We start from the raw sequence: 24,273 nt of genomic DNA on the forward strand, positions 1-24,273 counted from the left end.
AAACTTAATTTTTATTATTATCAGAAGCATCTTCTAATATCTAAGGGATAAAAAACAAAAGCCGAATCTTGAAAAAGATTCGGCTTTTTATGAGGACAGGTCTCAAAACTTGAAACCTATAACTTGAAACAAAAAATTAACCTAAGAAAGGGTATCTGTAATCTTCTGGAGTTACAAAAGTTTCTTTAATAGTTCTTGGAGAGGCCCAACGTAATAAGTTCAATGCAGAACCTGCTTTATCATTAGTTCCAGAAGCTCTTGCTCCGCCAAAAGGCTGCATTCCAACTACTGCTCCGGTTGGTTTGTCATTAATATAGAAGTTACCGGCAGCATTTTGCAGTTTCGTTGTAGCTACTTCAATAGCGTAACGATCCTGGCTGAAAACTGCTCCGGTTAAAGCATATTCAGAAGTAGTGTCAACTAATTCTAAAGCTTCTTCCCATTTAGCATCTTCGTAAACATAAATCGTGATTACTGGCCCGAATAATTCGGTTTCCATTGTAGTATATTTTGGGTTTGTAGTTACAATAACTGTTGGCTCAATAAAGTAACCTTTAGATTTATCGTAATTTCCTCCAATAATGATTTCAGCATCAGCATCTTTTTTAGCCTGGTCGATATAGCTAGCTAATTTATCAAAAGAACCTTCGTGAATAACTGCTGTAATAAAGTTTCCGAAATCTTCCGGAGAACCCATTTTCATAGATTTTACATCAGTAATTAATTGTTCTTTTACAGCTGGCCATAAACTTTGCGGAATATAAGCTCTTGAAGCTGCAGAACATTTTTGACCTTGAAATTCAAAAGCTCCACGAGTAATACCCGTAACAACTTGTTTTACGTTTGCGCTTGGGTGTGCAATGATAAAATCTTTACCACCAGTTTCTCCAACAATTCTTGGATACGTTTTATAATGGTGAATGTTTGCTCCAATTTTAGCCCAGATATCTTTAAATACGTGAGTTGAACCTGTAAAGTGAACACCAGCAAAATCACGGCTAGCTAAAACAGTATCTGTAATCATTAAAGCATCTCCAAAAACAACGTTGATAACACCGTCTGGAACTCCGGCTTCTTTGAAAACATCGATAATAACTTTTGCAGAAAATACTTGGCTGTCACTTGGTTTCCAAACCACAACGTTACCCATCATAGCAGCACTTGCAGGAAGATTTGCAGCAATAGCAGTAAAGTTAAAAGGAGTAATAGCGTAAATAAAACCTTCAAGAGGTCTGTATTCTAAACGGTTCCAAACAGTAGAATCTGATTTTGGCTGATCGTTGTAGATTTGAGTCATAAACTCAACATTGTAACGTAAAAAGTCAATTAATTCACAAGAAGCATCAATTTCTGCCTGGTGAATATTTTTAGATTGACCAATCATAGTTGCAGCATTAATACGTGCTCTGTAAGGACCAGCAATTAATTCAGCAGCTTTTAAGAAAATAGCAGCACGTTGTTCCCATGCCATGTTTGCCCATGCTTTTCTTGATTCAAGTGCATTTGCAATCGCTTTTTCGATATGTTGTTTTTCAGCTAAATGATACTTTCCAACGATGTGTTTGTGATCATGAGGAGCTGTAATATTTCTTGTGTTTCCAGTTTTGATTTCTTCGCTTCCAATATATAAAGGAACATCGATTTGAGAGTTCCACATTGTAGTGTAAGCTGCCTGAACAGCTGCTTTTTCTGGTGAGTTCGGTGCGTAACCTTTTACAGGTTCGTTTACCGCTTTTGGTACATGAAAGAATCCTTTTAACATGGGATAAATTGTTTTAAAATTTACGAATTGTTTAATTTTCTACAAAAGTACAAATGATAATTTGATTAAATCACAATACAATATTAAAAAGTTGTAATTTAATAAACTAATTGGGGTAAATTGTAAAACATCTATCTATGTAAATGTTTAAGTTTGAGTTTTTTCTAAAAAAAAGCTTGGATTAATTCAATGCAAAAGGAGCACACATTCTAAAAGTAGGCACAATTACTTTGAACGTTTTAGTTGTAGTGAAATTGATCATATTAAAATGACCTTTCATAGCACCGTAAGGAGATGATAATAAACAACCAGAACTGTAAGTGTGATTTTCACCTGGTTTTAAAACAGGTTTTTTGCCTATAACGCCCTCACCATCAACAATATCTAAATCATTTAGTGAATCGTGGATTTCCCAGTGGCGAGAAGTTAACTGAACAGAATCTTTACTGTGATTTTCGATTGTAACCACGTAACTAAAAGCAAAGTGAATCTTGTAGTTCTTGAAGTAAGTACCTTCAAAACTAGTTAGAACCGATATTTTTATGCCTCGTGTAATTTGAGAAACCATATTAACCTAGTAAATCTGTGTGAGTTATAGGTACAAAGCTACGAAAAAAAAACAGGAAACCTAAAACCTTAACAATGTTTTAATTAACGATATTTATCGAGTTTGCATTACCTTTTCCTATAACTCTTTGATAACGATCTGTACTTTCTCTGTAATAAACTAATATAGTATATTCATTTTCTGTTTGATAAAAATTACCATCAACGGCATTTTCATTATCTATATTGCCTTTTTTATCGGCAACGGTGTATTGAAAATTCGTAAAACCCTGTTTGATCATTACAGCTTTTTCAAAAACGGCTTTATCAGTATTATAATCCAGTTTATATTCTGGTGAAAGGCTGTAATTATTGAACATTCCAGTAACATAAATGTCTTTGTTAAGCCTGAAAGCCGGGGCCGAAAGTGAAAAGTAAACCCAGGCATAATCAGCTTCAATGCTGTTGTCTGATCCGTTTATGTTCTTCACAACAAAATTACCGTTTACATCCTGATAATTGGTATAAATTTGATTTCCTCTTGCAGCATTGGTATACAAATAGGCGTTGTAAATATCGCTGTTAGCGCCCACTTTACCAACGTTATTATTTGCTGCACGAATATCTTTATTTTCAAAATATAAAAATTCGTTTCCGCCCCAAAATTGCGTTTCAGCATCGTACTTATAAACCAATTGATTACCAATGGTGTATTGTGGTGGAATGTTTTTAATAGCCGTATTGAAATTTCCGTTTTGTAATAAAAGAACTTTTACATTTTGAATTGGAGTTTGAAAAGTAATATCGTTAGAAACAATCGAGAAATCTAAATTCTGTTTGTAATCAATATTGCTGAGGTTTCGGGTTCGTTTTACCTGTGCTGCAACCGTACAATGATCTTCATATAAAATGAATTTTCGGGAGAAAACAACTTCTTTATCTTCATTTAAAATTTTCAGGATATAATTTCCTGATAAGCGTATCTGGGTTGTAAATTGATTTGGAAATGCCAGTCGGTAATGCGAATAAACCTGAAGCGTATTAAATGAGTTCGAATAATCTGTAATTCTCTGACCGTCAAAACCTCTTAAATAATCTGTTTTCGGAATATCAGTTGGTTTCCAGTTATAATCGCAATGTGTGATTTCAAAATAATAATTGGCTTCGTTGCCAAATAAGTCATCAAACTGAAATTCAAAAGTAGAATTCAATTCAAATATCGGAACAACATTATTGCCATTCTGAACAAAAGTAACGGTTTTGATATTGTATGGAGGAACTACTTCAGTTTGTATTTCCTGAGCTTTCGCGAAAGTAAAAACAAAAAACAAAAGCAAACTTTGATATAAAAATTTTGGCATCTTATTACGTTGTAAGATTGTAAATATAAGAATTTTATTAAACGTAATAAGATGCCATTTATTGGACGGAGCGATTTATTAAGAATTTAAAATGTATTCTAAATTAGCTTCGATCTCATCATTTATGTAGCTTTCCTCTAAAAGTGAATCAGATAAAAGCTTTTTATTTTCCTGCAGTTTGATGATTTTTTCTTCGACTGTGTTTTTCGAAATAAAACGAATAACGTTGACTTTAATCAACTGTCCAATTCGGTGCGCTCTTCCAACTCCTTGTTTTTCTGCAAAAGGATTCCACCACGGATCTAAAAATAAAACATAAGAAGCTTTTGTAATATTTAAACCAACGCCTCCTGCTTTTAGCGAAATAAAAAATAATAAAGGTTCTTCTTTTTCCTGAAACAGTTTTACCTGTTGTTCTCTTTTGCTGGCAGGCGTTTCACCAGTAATTTCACAATAGGCTATTTTGTTTTCTTTGCACCAATCCGTATAGAAATTCAAATTGGTAACAAACGAACTGAAAATGATTACTTTCTGTTTTGCTTTTACCAAATTTTCCAGATAATTGGTAACGGCAATATATTTTCCGGAATCAATTTCAGATTCCTGATCTACCATTTTCGGGTGATTACTCAATTGTCGTAACTTCATCAACGTATTGATAATGCTGATTTTGTCAGGACTTGAACCATCCATTTTTAATAAAAAGTTACGCGCTTTTGATTTTTCCTGCTCATATAATTTTTCCTGTTCAGGATCCATTTCGCAATAATAAATCTGCTCTGATAATTCGGGTAAATCTTTTAAAACCTGTTCTTTTGTTCGTCGCAAAATATAAGGCTGAACCAGATTTTTTAATTCTGATAAAACATCTTCATTCTGCTTTTTCTCAATCGGAACTTTAAAATTCTCAGCAAAGAAATTATAAGTTCCCAAAATATCCGGATTTATAAACTGCATTTGCGACCATAAATCGTCCAGCGAGTTTTCGATAGGCGTACCACTCAACGCTATTTTATGACCTGTACTTATTTTGTTTATGGCTTTAAAAATCTTAGAATTTTTATTTTTAATGTACTGACTTTCGTCCAAAATCAAATAGCGGAAATCATATTTTTCTAAAATTGAAATATCACGATGAATAATGCTGTAACTGGTAAAAATTAAATCAGTTGTTGCTAACCTTGCGGCTAATTGCTTTCTGTCGTTACCCACATATTGCATTTTTGAAAAATGCGGTGTAAATTTTGCAGATTCGTTGTACCAGTTAAAAACCAATGAAGAAGGTAAAACAATCAAAGTTTTAAGCGGTTCTCTTTCTACAGTAGTTTCGTTTGCGAATAAATCAAAATTGGTAGTTTTAGTTGTAAATCCTAATTGTTCCTGAACGGCAACAAGAACGGCTAAAGTCTGTAATGTTTTTCCAAGTCCCATATCATCGGCAAGACAAGCGCCCAAATTCGAATTAAAATGCCCTAAAAGCCATTTTACACCGTCAATTTGGTACGGTCTTAAAGTTGCTTTCAATAAATCAGAAGCCACATATTCAGCTTTATAAGTTACATCGTCTTTGATTTCGGCAATAGCATCAAGAGCTGTAAAATTACTTTTACGTAAAAGTAAAGTTCCGCTTTCTATTTTTCCGAGTTTTGCCAGCGAACTGTATTTGCTGAACCATTCTAACGGAATCAGGAAATAATTTCCGTCAGGCAGAGGAAAGAGTCTTTCTTTACTTTTTATATTTGGAATAATTTCGCTGAAATTAATCGTATACGGCCCAATTGTAATGATAATTTTGATGTCAAACCAATCTCCATTTGTGTCTTTTGACGTAATAACCGTATGGTTTGATGTAATAATTTCTTTGCTTTCGAGCTTTAAATTTTGAATATTAAAACCTAAACTTTCCAGCTTTTCTTTATTGTCAATTATCAATTGAATGTTGATATAAGGATCAGAAGTTTCAGCATCAGAATTCAATCCAAATAACTCGTTTTTGATTTTTATTAAACCAATTTCGGTTAATTTATCGACATACAAATTTTCATCAGCATTTCGTTTAAACTGAATTATTTTAGGTTCATTTGCAACACTGAAATCTACAAACGAATGTGTTTTCTTTGTTTTGCTGGCATCAAATGAATATCCGTTATAATCAAAATAAAGGTTGAGGTAATAACAGTTTTTAAAGAAATCGTAAACCGGCTGAATCGTGCAGGAAGTGATTTCATCACGCTGTTCGATTTCAAAACCTGTTGCCTCGATATCAATTTTTTTAGCTATTTCGGGAATGAAATTCTTAAAATAATCATCAACTAATTTTGAAGGTATTTCAATTGATTTTTTCTTTAAAAAAGGCATCAATTTTTTAGCATTAAGGGCTGTTAACTGACCTAATTTTTTATTGATAATTAACCAGCCCGGTTCATCCAAAAGGATATCAACATTGCTTTCCATTGGTGAAAAAGCCGTTTCATTTTCTTTTAAACAAAGCGTATACGTAATTCCTTCCGCGTGTTTGTCAAATTGAATTTGAGGTTCAAAATAAAGCGGACTGATATCAACTCTCGAACGATAAAAATCTTTTTCAGGGCCAATGTTTATGGACAACGGAAATTGTCCTTCAACAATTAAACTGTAAAAAGAAGACAGATTTAATTTTAAATGCTGACGAATGGCAAACTCAATTTTAGAATCTTTTTGTAAATCAGCAATGGTTTTTGCCGATTTGATTTTAGCACTGAATTTTTTGAATATAAATTCAGGTTTTAAAGACTCGCAGGCAGTCAGTATTTTTTTTGTATTCGAATCTAAATCGTCAAAAATAATTCCGAAACTTTGAATTATTCCGGCGGTTGCTTTTTTATCCAGATATTTGATTTCATCGGTATTCTCAACGATGTAGGATGTTGGAATATAAACATTCAGATTTTTTTCAAAACTGATGTCAAAACAGAACTGAAATGATTTTGTAGGTTCCAAGGTTTAGGGATTTGGTTGGCTTATAAATTAGTTATTGGGCAAAAAAATAAAGAGTTTTCAAAATATCAATAATTTGAAAACTCTTTTAAAATGAACTTGTATCACTTATATGGTGAAAAAAAATTAGTTTTCCTGTTTAAAGCAAAGCGGAATAATCTCGCCTTTTGCCAAACAGTATTTTTCTACTAATTCTGGTGAAATTTTGTTGGTGTAATCTTCTTCAATTACAATAAAGCCAATGCTTCTTAATTTGTCGAAATAATCGCGTCCGTAAATACGAACGTGATCATATTGACCAAATATTTTAGCACGTTCTTTTTGATCTGTTATTGAATCATCTGCGAAAGTAACTTCACGGTTTAAATCCTGTGGGATCTGCAAAATCGCCATTCCGCCCGGTTTTAAAACACGGAATAATTCCTGCATTGCTTTTGTATCATCCGGAATATGTTCTAAAACGTGATTACATAAAATCACATCATATTCGTTGTCTTTAAAAGGCAAATTACAGATATCCGCTTTTACATCTGCTAAAGGCGAAAATAAATCGGTTGTCGTGTAATCCAGGTTTTTCTGCTTGCGAAATCTTTTATAAAAAGCTTGTTCCGGAGCAAAATGAAGTACTTTTTTCGGCGCTGTAAAAAAATCAGTCTGATCGTTTAAATACAGCCAAAGTAAACGGTGTCTTTCTAAAGAAAGCGTACTTGGCGAAAGTACATTATTACGTTGTTTTCCGTATCCGTAAGGTAGAAAAGATCTAAAACTTTTCCCATCAATAGGATCAGTAAATCTATTTCCTCTTAATGATAAAGCTAGAATTGGGCGCGCGACATAACTCAAACGAATTAATAATGGACGCGGGATTGTGTTAAGTACTAATTTAAAAAGTTTCTTCATGGGGCAGTTTCGCAGAGTTACACAAAGGAGACACAGAGTTTCACAAAGTGTTTATAAATCTTTTTATGTTGTTTTTTAATATTTTTGAATCAAAATTAATGAGTAATCCTAATGGATAATTTCCAAGTTTCAGATATGTTAGTATTTGTGCAAAATGGACATCTGTAAAAGCTTCAACAGTTTTTAATTCGATAACAATCTTGTTTTCAATCAACAAATCAATTCTATAACCGTGATCTAATTTTATGTCTTTATAAATTATGGGCAAAGCTTTTTGTTTTTCAACAATTAAACCAGAATTCATAATTTCATAATACAAACATTCTTGATAAGCAGATTCTAATAAACCCGGACCTAATTGTCTGTAAACTTCGATTGCTAAACCAATAATTTTATATGAAATAGCATCTAGTTCATCTTGAGTAACTAAACTTTGAGAATACATTTTTAAAAGGCTTATAAATAATTTTTGTGAATCTTGGCGTATATCTTTGTGAATCTCTGTGGTATAACTATAAAACTAACGGCACTTTTCTGAATTCGTCTTCTTCATTGCTTTCGATTCCTAAAGCTTTGTAGATGTATTGGAAAGTCGATAATAATTCTGGTTTACCATCAATTAATGCCACATCGTGTTCGAAATGCGCACTTGCTTTTCCGTCTGCAGTTGTGATTGTCCAGCCGTCTTTATGTTGTTTGATGTTTCTTGTTCCCATGTTAATCATAGGTTCAATGGCGACCACCATTCCTTCAACGAAAAGTTTTCCGCGGCCGCGTTTTCCGTAATTTGGCATTTCAGGTTCTTCGTGCATTTTTTGCCCTAAACCATGTCCAACCAATTCACGAACCACACCGTAACCGTGAGATTCTGTATATTTTTGAATCGCATTTCCAACATCTTCTACGCGATTTCCGGCTTTAAATTCTCTAATTCCAACGTAAAGAGATTCTTTAGTTATCTGCAAAAGTTTTTTAACTTCTGGTGCAACTTCCCCAATTTCGAAACTATAAGCGTGATCTCCATGATATCCATTTTTGAACGCACCGCAGTCTACAGAAATTACATCACCACTTTGTAAAGGTGTATTATTCGGAATTCCGTGTACAACCTGAGAATTCGGACTCATACAAAGCGAATTCGGGAAACCGTACAATCCTAAAAAGCTAGGAACTGCACCGTGATCACGAATGAATTCTTCGGCTAATTTGTCCAGATATAATGTAGTAACTCCTTCTTTAATTTCAGAAGCAATCATTCCTAATGTTTTCGATACGATCAAAGCACTTTCGCGCATTAATTCGATTTCCTCTCTCGTTTTTTGGATAATCATATTTTTCAGATTTTCAGTTCGCAAAAGTACAATTTTTAATATTATTTTTTGAGTAATTTTTTTTGCCACGAATTAGGTTTTTTCGCCACGAATTTCACGAATTAGCACGAATTCTAAATTTGGAATAATTTTTAAAGACAAAGTAATTCGTGAAAATTTGTGTAATTCGTGGCAACCCCTTTCATTGCGATGAGCTGTGCTTTTAATTTAATATCTCAGAAAAAAGCCATAAATTAGTAGTAAAATGTGATAATCATGGAAATGGATACAGATCAGGATATAGTTAAAATAAAAGCTTTACGAAGAATGCAGCGAAGTGCTTTGGCGCTTTTAGGTTTTGCGGTGCTTCTTTTTATAATTGCTATTTATTTTAAAATTCCAATGCTGCAGGCTTTTAGCGAAGCTGCAATGGTGGGCGGAATTGCCGATTGGTTTGCGGTTGTAGCCTTGTTTCGTCATCCGCTTGGTATTCCGATTTGGCATACGGCTATTATTCCGACGAAGAAAAATGAAATTGGAGAAAACCTTGGAAATTTTGTTTCGGAAGAATTCCTGAATCGGGAAAAACTGGAAATTAAATTGGATGAATTCAACTTTGCGACAAAAGCTTCAGAATGGCTTTCGCAGGAAGAAAATGCCGATAAAATTGCCAATGCAGTTGCAGTAAATATTATTCCCGGAATTTTAAAAACGATTAAGGACGAAGATGTCAGAAGATTTATTCAGGTTCAATTTAAAGAAAAACTGGAAGGAATAAACTTTGGAGACTGGGTTGCTTTGGCTTTGGAACCTTTACAAAAAGGAAATGTAAAAGATCAATTGCTGACCAATCTTCTGGAAGTTATAAGTTCTGAATTGACGAATAACAAAGATTTGATTCGGAAAAAAGTAAAAGCTTCAACACCTTTTTTGAGTTTTGGTTTGGCTGATAAAAGTATTACAGAAGGTGTTTTTAATGGTTTGCAAGATTTTTTAAACGAAGCTAAAAAACCGGAAAGTGAGATTAGAATTAAAATAGATGAATACGTTTATAACTTTCTCGAAAAAGTAAAAAACTCCGAAGAAATGCGAATTAAAATCAACGATATGATTTTAAGTTTTGCCGGAAAAAAAGAAGTTCAGGATTACATCAACGGAATTTGGGACGAAATAAAACTTTCAATAACTAATGATTTAAACAAAGGCGACGAATCGTCTATTAAAAATAGTATTTCGGGTTTAATTCAAACTTTTGGGAATGGTATTAAAGAAGACACGATTATGATCGACAAAATCAATAATTTCATCAAAAATGATTTATTATCGGTTCTTTTAAACAATAAAAAAGTAATTGGAGATTTAATTTCATCAACCGTAAAAACCTGGGACGGAAAAGAGGTTTCTGAAAAACTGGAACTAGAAATAGGAAAAGATCTTCAATACATCAGAATCAACGGAACTTTAGTCGGCGGTATAATCGGACTTGTGATTTATGGTGTTGAACAATTGTATCATTATTTTATTATCTGATAAAAACAAGAATGTCAGGCTGAGCGAAGTCGAAGCCCTTTTTGGTTCCATAAGCCTTCGACTTCGCTCAGGGTGACAAAACGGGTATATAAAATTAAAAACCATATAAGAAATATAAGTCTAATAAAGCTTTAGCGCTTCAATTAAATGAACTTATATCACTTATATGGTTTAAAAATAATTTAAGTGTTTTTTACAAAAGTGAATGACAAGTCATTGCATTTGGCTGCTGCACTCCCATTAATTCTAAAATAGTAGGAGCGATGTCACCAAGAACACCATCTTGAATATTTTTCAATTGTTTGTCAACTAAAATAATCGGCACTGGGTTTGTTGTGTGCGCAGTATTTGGACTTCCGTCAGGATTGATCATTGTTTCGCAGTTTCCGTGATCAGCAATTACGATTGTAGTATAGTCGTTTGCAAGGGCAGCATCGATTACTTTTTTCGCGCAAGCGTCAACAGCTTCACAAGCTTGAATAGCGGCACTCATGATTCCCGTATGTCCAACCATGTCTCCGTTTGCAAAGTTTAAACAAACGAAATCTACTTCACCTTTGTTCAATTCAGGAACAAGAGCATCGGCAAGTTCGTAAGCACTCATTTCTGGCTGTAAATCGTAAGTTGCTACTTTTGGAGAATTTCTCAAAATTCTTGATTCACCTTCAAAAGGAGTTTCTCTACCGCCTGAAAAGAAGAAAGTTACGTGTGGATATTTCTCCGTTTCAGCAATACGAATTTGTTTTTTACCCGCTTTTTCTAAAACTTCACCAAGAGTTTCGGTAATATTATCTTTATTGTAAACCACTTTTACGTTTTGGTACGTTTCGTCGTAGTTGGTAAGCGTTACATAATACAAGTTTAACTTGTGCATATTTTGCTCGTGGAAATCATGCTGAGAAAGCGCTTCAGTAAGTTCGCGTCCTCTGTCTGTTCTAAAGTTAAAGAAGATAACAACATCGCCTTCAATAATTGTTGCTAAAGGTTTTTGTTCTTCATTTACGATTACAACCGGCTCGATAAATTCGTCAGTTACATCGTGTGCATAACTGTCAAGAACACTTGCTACAGCATTAGTAGATGGAGTTCCAACTCCGTTCACTACTAAATCGTAAGCCAGTTTTACACGTTCCCAACGTTTATCACGGTCCATTGCATAATAACGACCCACGATAGAAGCAATTTTTACCGGAGTATCTTTAATATATTCATCTAAATCATGAATGTATTTTGCTCCAGATTTTGGGTCAACGTCACGTCCGTCTGTAAAAGCGTGAATATAAACCTGATCTAAACCATACTCTTGCGAAGCGTCGATTAATCCGCGTAAGTGAGAAGTATGAGAGTGAACACCTCCATCAGAAACTAATCCTAAAAAGTGTACTTTTTTATTGTTGTCTTTAGCATAAGTAAAAGCGTCAATTAAAACTTGTTCTTTAGCAAGTGTTTTGTGCGCTACGGCTAAATTAATTTTTGCTAAATCCTGATATACAATTCTTCCGGCACCAAGGTTCATGTGCCCAACTTCACTATTTCCCATTTGACCTTCAGGTAAACCAACGTTTAATCCGTCAGTACGCAATTGTGCGCTTGGGTAATTTTTGTAAAGACTATTTATAAATGGAACATTTGCATTGTCTATTGCAGATACTTTAGGGTCGGGAGATTTTCCCCAACCGTCTAAAATCATAAGGATAACTTTTTTGTTCATTACATTTTTGTTTTTTACAAAGATAAGCCATTTCTAAAATTTGAAGAGAGAGCTTCATTACATTTATGTTTAATAAAATGAAGTGTAACAAAAAATACTAAATTAATTATAGAACTCTTTATTTTTTAAAATTAATTCACGCTAAGCTCTTTTTCTAACCTTATTTTTGACAGCGTTATAGTCTATAAAATATTTTACACTAACAGAAAAAATATGTTTTAGGGCATCGTTTGTCAACAAGCTTGTTACGTTGTTTTTGAAATTCTTATCAATAATACGTTCAAAATTAGAAGCGTTGTTCCTGTATAAAGCCGAAAGCTGACTTCCGGGCGCAAACCACCATGAATACGATAAATCTGCATTCCAGGAATAAAAACTTGAGTTTTTGTTTTCGGTATATTGCGGATACGGGTCTAAAGTTCCATCTGCTTCAAGCTTTAAAATATCTTTATTTTCTGCCGAAGACCAATATTGGCGAACGGCTAAATTAAGTGTCATAGTGCTGTTAATAGCATATTTTCCCGATATGGTATTGGCATATGTAATAACGTCACGATTAGCAAAAACAACCGTTTCGGGAGTACTTTCATTATCATCGTCATCGTAGCCGTCGATATAACCTTTGTTATTGTTTCTTTTAAGAAAACTAAAAGTATAAACCAGTAAAAGTTTATCACTAAAGCGATATCTAGGACTAATGTCTGTGCCGTAAGCTGCTCTTCCGGGTTCATCAGCAACAGATAATGACGGATTTATATCGATAGCAAATTTATGATTGTAATTTGTTGAAATACTTCCCCAAAAATCAAATTTTCTCGGAATTATAACATACTTGTTGTCTGCTCTTGGTTCGTAATAATCATGGGATTCTAATGGTGAAACAGAGAGTCCCGCTCCGTAATAATTGTTTTTTACGGTGCTTAAATTTACTTCTGCCTCAATTCGGTTTGCCTGAACTTTTCCGGAATCTTTATTGAATTCAGAATACATTTCATAGTCAATTCTAAAACTATTAAAAAGCTTTGTTGGGTTTAGAATCCTGTAATTGGCATTTCCGTAAATATTGTAATAATTGGTATAGAAATTAATTCCCAGATCATTCGGGTCAAAATCTTTAGAAACAAAATCAGTACCTAAACTATAGCGATATTTACCGCTTGTTTCTGCAAAACTCACAGTTGAGAAAATGCCGTTTGTGTCTTCAGTATCATTTATAGTACTATATTTTACATTTCCAAACAAGCTGTAAGTGTTAGCTTTAGTATTTAAATCCCATGCTAAACCCGTTACATTCGCATCTTTATAATGACCGTTTCTGGTAACATTTGTGTTTATAAAAGTAACCGATGAATTTTTTCTAAAACGTTGATCCAGTACCAAAACATTATAGTTTGTGAGCGGTTCTACAACCTCACGTCTGGTTTCGCCAGAAATAGTATCTTTTATAGTGGCAAAAGTTTTTTCGGTCACCGCATTTAAAATTCCAACTCCCAAACCGTTTTTAGTTCTTCCGGAAAGTTTTAAAGCATTAATAAGGTTAACGTTCTGTACGGTTTCAATAACTTCTTCATTGTCTTTTAAATCTGGTTCAACAGAAGGTTTACCGCCAATTCTTCTCGAATAAAACATATTTCCTTTATTGAATAAATCAGTTCCTTCGGTAAAAAAAGCTCGGTTTTCATTGAACTGCTGTTCAAACGGACCTAAATTCAAAATCTGATCGTCGTATTTAGTCTGTCCAAAATCGGGAATTAAAATAGCATCAACAGTAAAAGCATCTGTGATTCCGTATTTTATGTCCATTCCGCCTTTTACAGTTCCGTATGTTTTTTGTCCTTCTCCAGCATTCAAATAATAAGATGCATAAGGCATAAAAAATAATCGGGTAGGAGGTTTTATATTTTCAATTCCTTCTAAAGTTCCGGCTTGCTGCGTAAAAGTTCCAATTTTTTTATCGACAAAGTTCCAAGTATATTTATAACGTGTACGTTTTACTTCTCTGAAAAAATTAATTCCCCAGGTTTGTTTGTTTTCTTGTGAAAAACGTAAGGCAGAGTAAGGAATTTTTATTTCAACAACCCATCCATTTTCGGTAATCGAAGCTTTGCTGATCCAAACGGCATCCCACGAATAATCTTCGCCATTTGCATCTGTCATAATACAATCTGCCTGAACATCAGCCGCAGAAACGTAAAACATAAAATCCTGCTGACCGTCATTAAAACCATTTATAAAGACACCAAAGATATCTGCAGTTCCAAAATTATCACGCTGCGAAATCTCTTTTAAAATTTTATCAGGTTCATCATCATACATCATAGCGCCAATATAAATGGCGTCATTATCATATAAAACCTTGATAGTAGTTTTTTTGTTTTCCGGAGCAGCTTTTCCGTTATCAGGTTCTAATGTGATAAAGTCTGAGGCAATTGCAGCATTTTCCCATGCGCTTTCTTCTAGTTTTCCGTCAATAGAAATGTTTTGCGAAATAGACTTCGCCTGCAATGCTTTTTTTTGACTGAAACACAAAAAAGTAGATAAAAGAAACGTTAGAAAAACAAGTTTTTTCATGAAAATTTGAGCGAAAAATGATTGTAAAAGTACTTTAATTTAAGAATAATAGACTTCATTTTGTTTCACTTGTTACAGTTTAAGTTTCAAAATTTCCACTTTTTTCAGCTTTTTTTAAGAAAACCAGCTAAAATGTTATGATTTTTTGCATGAGAAAAAATCTTACAGAAAGATCTTATTTGTGTTAATAATGTTAAATTTTCAACAAAAAAAGCCTGATTTACAGGGTTTTATTTTGAGTATTTTCAAAAATTTCTACTTTTGCCTTACCCAAATTTATTATTAACCTAAAGAAATTCAATGATTTACAAAATTTATCCGCTGATGGTGTTTTTTCTGTTATCTTTTGGTAAAGATTCAAAAAACACTCCCGAATTGAAATCTGTAACAACAAAAAGTATTGCAAAAGTTGAAACAAACCTTTCTGTTGAAGCAAGAATTGAAAATGTTTATAATACATTAAATTCAAACAATTGTAAACTTCCTGAGCTTAGAACTTTTACTGAAGCAATGAAAGGATTTTATCTTTTGAAAGAAAGAGGAATTGTTCAAAAAAACATTCTAACAGTAATTGATTTTAGTCTTTCGTCAAACACCAAACGTCTTTGGGTAATTGATATGACTACAAATACGGTGTTATTTAATTCTTTGGTAGCCCACGGAAGAAATACAGGAGAAGAATTTGCCTCAGCATTTTCAAACTTAAATTCTTCTTTTAAAAGTAGTTTAGGTTTTTATGCAACAGGTGAAATCTATCAAGGAAAACATGGTGCTTCATTACGTTTAGACGGTCTTGAAAGAGGTTTAAACGACAACGCCCGTGAAAGAGGGGTTGTTATGCATGGAGCTGATTATGTATCTGAATCATTTATCAGAGACCACAAAAGATTAGGCAGAAGCCAAGGCTGTCCTGCTGTTCCTGTTGAATTGACAGATGAAATAATCGAAACTATTAAAAACAAATCATGTTTGTATATCTACCATCCGTCAAGAAGCTTTACGATGGAAGAGAAGCTAATCTCTTAGTTTAGCATACAAATCTGAATCAAGATTATAAATATCAGCTCTGAAAATGAGCTGATTTTTTTTGCTCCAAGCCGTCCAATACCATTGATATAGAGCATATTTTTTGGTGATTTTAAAACTCATGGTTTTTTTAGAAGCAATTATGGTATCAATTTTTTCTTTTGAAAACCTTTCAGGATCATCCAAAATATGCTCAGCCAATTCCAGCGGATTTTCAACACGAACACAGCCAGAACTTAGTGAACGATTATTACGTTCAAAATAATTTCTGTGGTTGGTATCATGCAGATAAACACTGTGGTGATTTGGAAACAAAATTTTCATTAATCCCAGTGAATTATTATAACCCGGACTTTGAACATATCTGTAATTATTAGGTTTGTTTTCGTTCCAGGCATGCGGTTCAACAACATTTCCTGATGTGTCGTAAATGGTTATGTTTTTCTTCGCTAAATAATTTCGGTTGCGTTTCATTGCCGGAACAACATCTTCTTTTAAAATTGTCGGCGGAACGGTCCATGTAGGATTAAAAACAACCGTTTTTAAAACAGACGTAATAATAGGTGTTTTTCTTTTACTTGTTCCCACCACAATATTTCGTACCAAAGTTGTATCCTGATTTTCAACAACATTTAAGCTGTAATCCGGAATATTGATAAGAAAATAATTTTCGGCAAATTCGGCAGGATACCATCTCCAGCGCTCTAAATTGGCAATAATCTGCTGTTTTCTTTTTTCTTTAGAATAGTTTAAAGCACTGATAGTTCCCGGACCAATAACGCCGTCATCGGCTAAACCATGTCTTGCCTGAAATTTTTTAATTGATTCGAAAGTTTTTTGATCATATTTATCCGTAAGACTATCTTTTCCAGTCATGTCTTTCCAGAATAAAAGTTTCTTTTTAATGTTGATTACCGCATTGTTTGTATCATTTAAAGTGATTTTCTTTAAAGATTCAATAGTAGCAATATCTTCATCAGGAAACGAATTAATAATTTCAAGTGATTTCAATAATTCTTTGTATACGATAGATTTTGGCTGAACATTTTCGACAATGCTGTCTAGTTTGTTTTTATTAAAAGCATTAATCAAAACACTGTTTACATCAAAAGTTTTTTCGTCTAAATCCCAATCTGTATACAATTTTTTAGGATCAAGTTTTCCTTTATATAAATGTTCTAGATATTTCTCAAAATTATAAGTCAGTAAAATATCATACGTTGCTAAATCAGCATCGTTTAGTTTGCCAATGCGTTTTTCTAGTTGTTCTAATCTTGTAGCTTTATAATCTTCGGGATTAAGTCCTAATTCTTCCGATTTTTCTAATTGAGATAATACATATTGTCTCTTTTTTAGATTCCCCCAAACGGTTTTATTTTCAGATGAAGTATAAAATTGCGTTAGGGTTTCACTTTTAAAAGTGCTTAAAAGTGCCGTATCAACTTCTACTTTTCGTTCATCAGTAAGTATAATTGGCGGTGCTTTTTTTACTGCAGCAGGAGCTGGTTTAGGAGCATCTTTTTTACAGCTAATTAAGCTTAATACCAATAAAAGAAAGTAAAATTTCTTCATTTTATAAAATTTTAAACATTAAATAATGTTCGCCAACATCTTTAATATCAAATGGTTCACCTAGGGGCTGGTATCCCATTTTTCTGTAAAAGCCAACTGCGGCGGTTCTAGCATTAAACCAAATCAAATCGACTTTGTTTTCATTGCAGTAGGTTTCGCAATGCTTAACTAAAGCTTCTCCCAATCCTTTTTTCTGATGCGTTTCTAAAACTGCCATCCCTCGAATTTGAGCTTGACTTTTTTCGGCAAATATAGGATTGATTTTATTGAATAACGAAATAATTCCTATTAAATCTTCATTATTAAATAAACCAAAATGATGTGTCGTGTCAAGATCGTCTCCCTCAAAGATGCAGCTTTCGATAGGTTTGCCTTCTCTTAGAACAGGCTGGCGAACGATATAAGTTTCTTTTGATGGGATTTCTTTAATAATATTCATGATTTTTTAAAAATAATTGATTTTATAACTTTTTAATTTTAAATAGGTTATAAGAAAATGTTGGTTTTAATTAATTTTTTTTGCCAAAAAGCTTGTTTTGAACTTAACTTTATTTTTATATTTGCACCAGCAATGCGAAAGTAGCTCAGTTGGTAGAGCTCCAGCCTTCCAAGCTGGTTGTCGCGAGTTCGAGCCTCGTCTTTCGCTCTAAAAAACCGAAATTTAATCGTTTCGGTTTTTTTATCAAACTTAAATAATTTTTGATTTTTGTTTTTTAAAATGAATTAATTATTTATATTTGCACCCTGTTAATGCGAAAGTAGCTCAGTTGGTAGAGCTCCAGCCTTCCAAGCTGGTTGTCGCGAGTTCGAGCCTCGTCTTTCGCTCTTCAAAAGCCTCAAACATTGTTTGAGGCTTTTTTGTTGTTTTACCATTAAGATATTAAGAAAGTTAAGTTTGAATATGTCTTAACTGTTTTTTATAATAAGAGAATTAAGTCCAGTTCTTTATTTTCTTAATATCTTAATGGTAAAAAAACTTTATTTTAAGTCACTCAAATCGCTTTCTGGTTCTAGTTCTTCCGGAGTTTGGTTTTGTTTAAAAAGTCTTGCTTTTAGAGAACCTTTCAAAGTTACTTTATCTCCTTTTACTTCTAGCCAGCTTCCTTCTCTTAAACCTAAAACCGGAATTGAATTAAAAGCATGAAATTCTTTAATTCTGGTTTCGCGTGTTTCACCCATATGCTGCGAATTTGTATCAGGATCTAAATAATGCGGATTTAAGTTGAATGGAATTAATCCTAAAGTTTGAAAACTCGGCGGATAAATAATCGGCATATCGTTCGTGGTCTGCATTGATAAACCGCAAATATTACTTCCCGCACTGGTTCCTAAATAAGGAGTTCCGCTTTTAACTTTTTCTGCAAGTAATTGCATAATGTTGTTTTTATATAGCTGTGCAACAAGCAAAAAAGTGTTTCCGCCGCCCGTAAAAAAGCCTTCAGCATTTTGTATGGCTTTTTCAGGACTTTCAAATTCATGAATTCCCTGAAGTTTGATATTTATAGAAGCAAAAACTTCTGCGGCTTTTTTGGTGTATTCCTCGTGAGATATTCCGCCAGGACGTGCGTACGGGATAAATAAAATAGTGGTACAGTTTTTAAAATGTAATTGTAACGTAGGTAGTAAATAATCTAAATAACTGCCGCCGTGCAGGGTAGATGTGCTGGCGATGATAATGCTTTTCATAATTCTAAACTCAAATTCTATTTGATAAAGATATTAAAAAAAGTCTGTCTAGTATAATTGAGATATTGGAGTTTAATTAACATATTTTTACCAACTCATTAATACTAAATTTGGAAGACATTAGGATATTTTTACCTTTTTAATAATTCCCTAATATTTTTATTTTGACAAAGAATATTGTATTTTTTTTAGTTGCAGTTATAAGTCAGAATTCCTGGTCTCAAAATCAGGAACGTACGATTATAAACGGGAAAATTACGGCAAATACAAATGATTTGGAAGGGGTATATGTTGTCAATTCTCAAACAGAAGTTATGACGACTACAGATGCATCCGGAGCCTTTTCTATTTTGGCAAAACCAGATGATGTGCTGATTTTTTCTTCAATTCAGTTTAAAGAAAATAGGGTTTCTCTTGCCTGCGAAAATTTTACCGATTTGAATTTTATCGTAAGAATGAATTTAGTGGTGCATCAATTACAGGAAGTTATTGTTAAAAGATATGATAATATAAATGCAGTTGCTTTAGGAATTATTCCGGCGGGACAAAAAACATATACAGAAGCCGAAAGAAAATTACGTACCGCTACAGCTTTAGATGCCACAGCAAGTGCTACAGGGATGGTAGGCGGATCAATTTCTGCAGATCCTTTGCTGAACTTTTTTTCGGGCCGAACCGCTATGTTGAAAAAAGAAGTGGAAGTAGAGCAGAAAGAATTTTTTATGAGACTTTTAGAGAAAATGTTTACGCTGGAGCATTTTGTAGAACGCTTAAAAATTCCGGCTGAATATGTAAAAGGTTTTGAATATTATGCTGTCGAAAATAAACAGTTTACGAATATTTTAAACTCTAAAAATAAAACTTCGACCGAATTTTTGCTAGGTGAATTAGCGGAAAAGTATAAACAAATAATTGCGAGTGAAGTTAAATAATACCCTACATATAATTTTAATTCTATTTTTTGTTCAAATTAGTTTTGGGCAAAATGCACCTTCTAAAGAAATTTTAGGACAAATCTTCGAAAAAACTACTTCGGTTGACGGAGTGAATATTATTAATAACACTACACAAGTTTCGACTATTTCTGATGCCGACGGGAGATTTTCTATTGCGGCTAAGGAAGGCGATGTTTTGGTTTTTTCAGCAGTAAATTTAGAGCCTTATAAACGCAGAATTTCGGCTGAAGATTTAACTGTAAGTCTGCTCGTGATTAAAATGACGGCAAAAGAAATTGAATTGAAAGAAGTTAAGGTAAATGATAATTACGGAATTACGACTGAAAATTTGGGAATTGTTCCGCATGGGCAAAAAACATATACACCTGCAGAAAGAAAAGTCTATACCGCAACTTCGACTTCTATAGATAAAATCCTCAATAAAATTTCAGGGCGTACGGCAATGTTAAAAAAAGAGGTAAAAGTGGAGAAAAAGGAGATGCTTTTCAGAAAAATTGAGTATCTTTTTGATGAAAATTATTATACCGAAAGATTAAAAATTCCGGCAGATGATATCAAAGGATTTCAATTATATTGTGTGGATGATGCCGAATTTGCCGTATCTTTGAATACAAAGAATAAAACAATGAGTATGTTTTTAATAACAGAGTTAGCTCGAAAATATCTAATAATTCTCGAAAATGAAAAATAAACTAGGAGTATTCGTTGTTTGCTTATTTTGTCAAATAATGCTTGGGCAAAATGGATCAAGAAGGTCGCTGCACGGTCAGATTACAAACAAATCACTTGCTATAGAAAGTGGATATGTTATGAATATTAATGCAAAATCCAGAACTTTTATAGGTCCGGGCGGATTGTTTGATATTTTGGCACAGCCAAAAGATACTTTAGTTTTTACCGGTTTGGCTTTTCAGTCTAAAAAAATTGTTTTAACAGAGAAAGACTGCGCGCAGATACTTTTTTCTGTGCCTTTAGATTTGGTAAGCAATGAATTAAAAGAAGTTGTGGTTCGTAAAGATTTAAAAGTGAAATCATTAGACAGTAATACACAGCAATATGTTGATATGCAGTTTGAAGATGATAAACAATCAACTGCAAAAAACACGGTAATGTATTCTGATCAAACCATTAAATACGGAATGGACTTTGTTCGAATTTTTAAAGATGTTAAAAAACTTCTTTCTAAAAATGATGAAGTAAAAGAAGAAGAAATCACAGATATTGCCTTTGTAGAATATTCTAAGGCTAATTTTAAACCTGATTTTTTCACTAAAACATTAGGTTTGAAAAAAGACGAAGTCGATTTGTTTTTGATGTTCTGCTCTAATGATCCGGAATCTAAAAGACATCTTAATGAAGATCAAAAATTTGAGTTGATTGATTTTTTAATCAACAAAAATGCTGAATTTAAAAAAGTGAATGCCTCTCAATAATGAAAAAAATATTGATTTATCCTTTTATTGGGATATTGTTTCTGTCGCTTTCGTCCTTTGCATTTCATAAATTTTATGTGGGTGTTTTTCAGGTTGAATATGCGACAGAGAAAAAAATGATTCAAATTACATCCCGCATTTTTGTGGATGATTTGAATAATGCATTGGAGAAAAAATATCATAAAAAAACTTTCGTTGGAACCGAAAAGGAAACTCCCGCAGATCTTGATTTGTTTAAAAAATATCTTGCTGAAAATTTCACGATTAAGATAAACGGGCAATCAAAGCCAATTACTTTTTTGTCAAAAGAAGTGGAAAGTGACGATGTTTTAATCTGTTATTCGCGAATAAAAGATATCGAAAAATTTAAATTGATCGAAATTTCAAATACTATATTGGTGGACTGGAGTTCTGAACAACAGAATATTACACATATTTCAGCATTTGGCACTAAAAGAAGTGTCCTCTTTACAGAATCTTCAAGGAAAGAATTGTTAAAGTATTAATTAATATGTTAAATTAATGTTTTAATTGTTATTTTCACACCCTGACAAAAATTACCATTAGACTTTTATGAAAAAGCTTTCATTATTATTAATTTTTCCTGCAATGTTAGTTGCTCAGGAAAAAGCTGCGACACCTAAACAGCAAGGCAAATACGACACTAATAAATTCAGCCAGATGTACGATTTGCTGGCAACACCAAACATGTTTCGTACAGCGTCTGGAGCGCCGGGACCTGCTTATTACCAACAACAGGCAGATTATAAAATTGATGTTGAATTAGACGATAAAAATTCAAAATTAACGGGTGCTGAAACGATCACCTATTCTAACAATTCACCAGATACTTTAGAGTATTTATGGGTTCAGTTAGATCAAAATCAAGCCAAAGCAAATGGACAGACTTCTTTAGCAGAAGGAGAAAAAATCAATCAGGTTTTAGCCCTTGATGGTTTTTCATCTAAATATTTGAAAAAAGATTTAGAACGTGGTTTTAATATCGAGCAGGTAAAAGACGCAAAAGGAACTCCAATGTCTTATACGATCAACGAAACGATGATGCGTATCAATTTGGCTTCGCCTTTAAAACCGGGAGAAAAAATCTCGTTTTCGGTAAAATGGTGGTATAACATCAATAATTACAGAAAAGAAGGCGGACGTTCGGGTTATGAATTTTTCGAAAAAGACGGTAATAAATTATATGTAATTGCACAATTCTATCCTAGAATGGCAGTTTACAACGATGTTGAAGGATGGCAGAATATGCAGTTCTGGGGAAGCGGAGAGTTTGCTCTTCCTTTCGGAAACTTTGATGTAAGTATTACAGTTCCTGCAGATCACGTAATTGATGCAACAGGAGAATTAACAAATAGGAGTGAAGTTTTTACAGCAGAACAAGTTAAACGTTACGAACAGGCTCAAAAATCATTTGATAAACCTGTTGTTGTTGTAACTCAGGCTGAAGCTGAAGCGGCTGAAAAAGGTTTTTCTGAAAAGAAAAAAACTTGGAAATTCAGCGCTAAAAATGTCCGTGATTTCGGAATTGCTTCTTCTAGAAAATTCATTTACGATGCAATGGCTGTAAAAATTGGAAACAAAACTGTTATGGCAGAATCTGTTTATCCAAAAGAAGCAAACCCGCTTTGGGGAGAAACTTCTACACTTACAGTTGCACATACTTTAAAAAGCTATTCATCTCATACTTTTGATTATCCTTATCCAAAAGCGGTTTCTGTTTCTGCAGAAGATCAGGGAATGGAATATCCAATGATTTGCTGGAATTTTGGTCGTCCGGATGAAAACGGTGTTACGACTAAAGAGGTTAAAAACGGAATGATTGGTGTTATTATTCACGAAGTTGGACATACGTTCTTCCCAATGATTGTAAACTCTGACGAACGTCAATGGACTTGGATGGATGAAGGTTTAAATTCATTTTTAGAATATTTAGCTGAGCAGGAATTAGATCCAACTTTCCCTTCAAGACGCGGGCCTGCAAAAAATATTGTTCCTTATATGAGTGGTGATCAAAAGTTTTTAGAGCCAATTATGTCTAACTCTGAAACGATTCACCAATTTGGAAATAATGCTTACGGAAAACCGGCTACGGGTCTTAATATTTTAAGAGAAGTAGTTATGGGGAAAGAATTGTTTGACTATGCATTTAAAACATATGCAAACAGATGGAAATTTAAGCATCCAACTCCAGAGGATTTCTTTAGAACAATGGAAGATGCATCTGCGGTAGATTTAGATTGGTTTTTTAGAGGATGGTTTTACTCAACTGATTTTGTAGATATCGGAATTAAAGAGGTAAAACAATATTATGTTTCTGAAACTCCAACTGCTGATATTAAAGATGTAAAAGTGAGAAAAGGCCGTTTTGGATTTGAAAAAGGCCCTTTTGTTTACTTAGTTTCAGGAGATAATCCAGAAGTTAGCGCTTCAAGCAAAAAAGCATTAAAATTAGAAGATGTAAAACCATTGGCTGATTATGTTGACCAGACTTTTACTGCAGAGGAAAAAGCAAGCATCAAATCACCGAAATATTTTTATGAAGTTGAATTCAACAAACCAGGCGGAATGATTATGCCAATTCTTGTTGAAATTACTTATGAAGATGGTACAAAAAATAATTACCAATATCCGGCACAAATTTGGAGAAAAAGTAATGATACAGCTAAAAAAGTTTATGCAACTACAAAAGCTGTAAAAAGCATTCAGATCGATCCAAAATTACTTACGGCTGATATCGATGTAACAAATAATTCATGGCCAAAAGTTGAACAAAAATCAAAATTTGACTAAGAACAAACTAAAAAGACTCTGAAAAGAGCTACCGTCTGGACACAAATATGTTTTTGATTATATTTGATAAAAAGTGCAGACTAGATATTTTGAAAATTTAAAAGACAAGCGATTGTTGAATA

At 33.3% G+C, this 24,273-nt stretch carries 19 protein-coding genes and 2 tRNA genes; 9 read left to right on the forward strand and 12 right to left on the reverse strand.

Annotated elements, in window-relative coordinates; translation table 11 throughout:
* Nucleotides 1–136: 136 nt before the first annotated feature.
* The 7 genes from pruA to map form a co-directional block, all read right to left on the reverse strand.
* Nucleotides 137–1,762 (reverse strand): L-glutamate gamma-semialdehyde dehydrogenase, encoded by a 1,626-nt coding sequence (pruA, locus tag BUE10_RS22270; protein ID WP_073489140.1) that lies wholly within the window; start codon nucleotides 1,760–1,762, stop codon nucleotides 137–139.
* Nucleotides 1,763–1,943: 181 nt separating this feature from the next.
* Complete coding sequence (gene apaG, locus BUE10_RS22275; RefSeq protein ID WP_073489142.1) at nucleotides 1,944–2,330, reverse strand: Co2+/Mg2+ efflux protein ApaG; 387 nt, start codon at nucleotides 2,328–2,330, stop codon at nucleotides 1,944–1,946.
* A gap of 79 nt (nucleotides 2,331–2,409) precedes the next feature.
* On the reverse strand, nucleotides 2,410–3,669 hold the full coding sequence (locus BUE10_RS22280; protein WP_073489144.1) for a type IX secretion system plug protein: 1,260 nt from the start codon (nucleotides 3,667–3,669) through the stop codon (nucleotides 2,410–2,412).
* Between the two features lie 78 nt (nucleotides 3,670–3,747).
* Nucleotides 3,748–6,648 (reverse strand): DEAD/DEAH box helicase, encoded by a 2,901-nt coding sequence (locus BUE10_RS22285; RefSeq protein WP_073489146.1) that lies wholly within the window; start codon nucleotides 6,646–6,648, stop codon nucleotides 3,748–3,750.
* 123 nt (nucleotides 6,649–6,771) lie between these two features.
* Nucleotides 6,772–7,545 (reverse strand): class I SAM-dependent methyltransferase, encoded by a 774-nt coding sequence (locus BUE10_RS22290; RefSeq protein ID WP_073489148.1) that lies wholly within the window; start codon nucleotides 7,543–7,545, stop codon nucleotides 6,772–6,774.
* Between the two features lie 40 nt (nucleotides 7,546–7,585).
* Entirely contained in the window at nucleotides 7,586–7,990 is a 405-nt protein-coding gene (locus tag BUE10_RS22295; protein ID WP_073489150.1) for a GxxExxY protein, read from the reverse strand.
* A gap of 67 nt (nucleotides 7,991–8,057) precedes the next feature.
* On the reverse strand, nucleotides 8,058–8,876 hold the full coding sequence (gene map, locus BUE10_RS22300; RefSeq protein WP_053472055.1) for a type I methionyl aminopeptidase: 819 nt from the start codon (nucleotides 8,874–8,876) through the stop codon (nucleotides 8,058–8,060).
* Between the two features lie 255 nt (nucleotides 8,877–9,131).
* Here map and BUE10_RS22305 point away from each other — a divergent pair, with 255 nt between their 5' ends.
* On the forward strand, nucleotides 9,132–10,385 hold the full coding sequence (locus tag BUE10_RS22305; protein ID WP_073489152.1) for a DUF445 domain-containing protein: 1,254 nt from the start codon (nucleotides 9,132–9,134) through the stop codon (nucleotides 10,383–10,385).
* Between the two features lie 193 nt (nucleotides 10,386–10,578).
* Here BUE10_RS22305 and gpmI read toward each other — a convergent pair whose 3' ends face one another.
* On the reverse strand, nucleotides 10,579–12,096 hold the full coding sequence (gene gpmI / locus BUE10_RS22310) for a 2,3-bisphosphoglycerate-independent phosphoglycerate mutase (protein ID WP_073489154.1): 1,518 nt from the start codon (nucleotides 12,094–12,096) through the stop codon (nucleotides 10,579–10,581).
* Nucleotides 12,097–12,237: 141 nt separating this feature from the next.
* Nucleotides 12,238–14,667: a DUF5916 domain-containing protein gene (locus BUE10_RS22315; RefSeq protein ID WP_073489156.1), complete on the reverse strand. Its 2,430-nt coding sequence runs from the start codon at nucleotides 14,665–14,667 to the stop codon at nucleotides 12,238–12,240.
* 300 nt (nucleotides 14,668–14,967) lie between these two features.
* On the opposite strand from BUE10_RS22315, the gene BUE10_RS22320 reads away from it, so the two are divergent.
* On the forward strand, nucleotides 14,968–15,693 hold the full coding sequence (locus BUE10_RS22320; protein ID WP_073489158.1) for a murein L,D-transpeptidase catalytic domain family protein: 726 nt from the start codon (nucleotides 14,968–14,970) through the stop codon (nucleotides 15,691–15,693).
* Here the strand turns inward: BUE10_RS22320 and BUE10_RS22325 are convergent.
* Both BUE10_RS22325 and BUE10_RS22330 read right to left on the reverse strand, forming a co-directional pair.
* Nucleotides 15,682–17,265, reverse strand: coding sequence for a L,D-transpeptidase family protein (locus BUE10_RS22325; RefSeq protein WP_073489160.1), 1,584 nt, complete (start codon nucleotides 17,263–17,265; stop codon nucleotides 15,682–15,684). The two genes, BUE10_RS22320 and BUE10_RS22325, sit on opposite strands and share 12 nt — an antisense overlap.
* Nucleotide 17,266: 1 nt before the next feature.
* Complete coding sequence (locus BUE10_RS22330; RefSeq protein ID WP_073489162.1) at nucleotides 17,267–17,704, reverse strand: GNAT family N-acetyltransferase; 438 nt, start codon at nucleotides 17,702–17,704, stop codon at nucleotides 17,267–17,269.
* 134 nt (nucleotides 17,705–17,838) lie between these two features.
* On the opposite strand from BUE10_RS22330, the gene BUE10_RS22335 reads away from it, so the two are divergent.
* Together BUE10_RS22335 and BUE10_RS22340 are read left to right on the forward strand one after the other, a co-directional pair.
* Nucleotides 17,839–17,911, forward strand: a tRNA-Gly gene (locus BUE10_RS22335).
* A gap of 106 nt (nucleotides 17,912–18,017) precedes the next feature.
* A tRNA-Gly gene (locus tag BUE10_RS22340) sits at nucleotides 18,018–18,090 on the forward strand.
* A gap of 153 nt (nucleotides 18,091–18,243) precedes the next feature.
* On the opposite strand, the gene pepE is transcribed toward BUE10_RS22340, so the two are convergent.
* Entirely contained in the window at nucleotides 18,244–18,951 is a 708-nt protein-coding gene (gene pepE / locus BUE10_RS22345) for a dipeptidase PepE (protein WP_073489164.1), read from the reverse strand.
* A gap of 164 nt (nucleotides 18,952–19,115) precedes the next feature.
* Here pepE and BUE10_RS22350 point away from each other — a divergent pair, with 164 nt between their 5' ends.
* The 5 genes from BUE10_RS22350 (at nucleotide 19,116) to BUE10_RS22370 (ending at nucleotide 24,151) form a co-directional block, all read left to right on the forward strand.
* Nucleotides 19,116–19,883 (forward strand): carboxypeptidase-like regulatory domain-containing protein, encoded by a 768-nt coding sequence (locus BUE10_RS22350; protein ID WP_073489166.1) that lies wholly within the window; start codon nucleotides 19,116–19,118, stop codon nucleotides 19,881–19,883.
* The gene (locus BUE10_RS22355; protein WP_073489168.1) at nucleotides 19,870–20,598 is read left to right on the forward strand and encodes a carboxypeptidase-like regulatory domain-containing protein; all 729 of its coding nucleotides are present in this window, start codon (nucleotides 19,870–19,872) and stop codon (nucleotides 20,596–20,598) included. Before BUE10_RS22350 ends, BUE10_RS22355 begins: the two co-directional genes overlap by 14 nt.
* Complete coding sequence (locus BUE10_RS22360) at nucleotides 20,588–21,340, forward strand: hypothetical protein (protein WP_073489170.1); 753 nt, start codon at nucleotides 20,588–20,590, stop codon at nucleotides 21,338–21,340. The genes BUE10_RS22355 and BUE10_RS22360 overlap by 11 nt, the downstream gene beginning before the upstream one ends.
* Nucleotides 21,340–21,846, forward strand: a complete 507-nt coding sequence (locus BUE10_RS22365; protein WP_073489172.1) for a DUF6702 family protein — start codon at nucleotides 21,340–21,342, stop codon at nucleotides 21,844–21,846. The genes BUE10_RS22360 and BUE10_RS22365 overlap by 1 nt, the downstream gene beginning before the upstream one ends.
* 67 nt (nucleotides 21,847–21,913) lie before the next feature.
* On the forward strand, nucleotides 21,914–24,151 hold the full coding sequence (locus BUE10_RS22370) for a M1 family metallopeptidase (protein WP_073489174.1): 2,238 nt from the start codon (nucleotides 21,914–21,916) through the stop codon (nucleotides 24,149–24,151).
* Nucleotides 24,152–24,273: the final 122 nt, after the last annotated feature.

Origin of the sequence: Flavobacterium sp. CF108 (assembly GCF_900129795.1) — a bacterium.
In the GTDB taxonomy this organism is placed as follows: domain Bacteria; phylum Bacteroidota; class Bacteroidia; order Flavobacteriales; family Flavobacteriaceae; genus Flavobacterium.

What these genes read in the sequence shown, in the direction of transcription:
- pruA (WP_073489140.1), bottom strand. Translation starts at nt 1,762, where the DNA reads ATGTTAAAAGGATTCTTTCATGTACCAAAAGCGGTAAACGAACCTGTA.
- apaG (WP_073489142.1), bottom strand. Translation starts at nt 2,330, where the DNA reads ATGGTTTCTCAAATTACACGAGGCATAAAAATATCGGTTCTAACTAGT.
- BUE10_RS22280 (WP_073489144.1), bottom strand. Translation starts at nt 3,669, where the DNA reads ATGCCAAAATTTTTATATCAAAGTTTGCTTTTGTTTTTTGTTTTTACT.
- BUE10_RS22290 (WP_073489148.1), bottom strand. Translation starts at nt 7,545, where the DNA reads ATGAAGAAACTTTTTAAATTAGTACTTAACACAATCCCGCGTCCATTA.
- BUE10_RS22295 (WP_073489150.1), bottom strand. Translation starts at nt 7,990, where the DNA reads ATGTATTCTCAAAGTTTAGTTACTCAAGATGAACTAGATGCTATTTCA.
- map (WP_053472055.1), bottom strand. Translation starts at nt 8,876, where the DNA reads ATGATTATCCAAAAAACGAGAGAGGAAATCGAATTAATGCGCGAAAGT.
- BUE10_RS22305 (WP_073489152.1), top strand. Translation starts at nt 9,132, where the DNA reads ATGGAAATGGATACAGATCAGGATATAGTTAAAATAAAAGCTTTACGA.
- gpmI (WP_073489154.1), bottom strand. Translation starts at nt 12,096, where the DNA reads ATGAACAAAAAAGTTATCCTTATGATTTTAGACGGTTGGGGAAAATCT.
- BUE10_RS22315 (WP_073489156.1), bottom strand. Translation starts at nt 14,667, where the DNA reads ATGAAAAAACTTGTTTTTCTAACGTTTCTTTTATCTACTTTTTTGTGT.
- BUE10_RS22320 (WP_073489158.1), top strand. Translation starts at nt 14,968, where the DNA reads ATGATTTACAAAATTTATCCGCTGATGGTGTTTTTTCTGTTATCTTTT.
- BUE10_RS22325 (WP_073489160.1), bottom strand. Translation starts at nt 17,265, where the DNA reads ATGAAGAAATTTTACTTTCTTTTATTGGTATTAAGCTTAATTAGCTGT.
- BUE10_RS22330 (WP_073489162.1), bottom strand. Translation starts at nt 17,704, where the DNA reads ATGAATATTATTAAAGAAATCCCATCAAAAGAAACTTATATCGTTCGC.
- pepE (WP_073489164.1), bottom strand. Translation starts at nt 18,951, where the DNA reads ATGAAAAGCATTATCATCGCCAGCACATCTACCCTGCACGGCGGCAGT.
- BUE10_RS22360 (WP_073489170.1), top strand. Translation starts at nt 20,588, where the DNA reads ATGAAAAATAAACTAGGAGTATTCGTTGTTTGCTTATTTTGTCAAATA.
- BUE10_RS22365 (WP_073489172.1), top strand. Translation starts at nt 21,340, where the DNA reads ATGAAAAAAATATTGATTTATCCTTTTATTGGGATATTGTTTCTGTCG.
- BUE10_RS22370 (WP_073489174.1), top strand. Translation starts at nt 21,914, where the DNA reads ATGAAAAAGCTTTCATTATTATTAATTTTTCCTGCAATGTTAGTTGCT.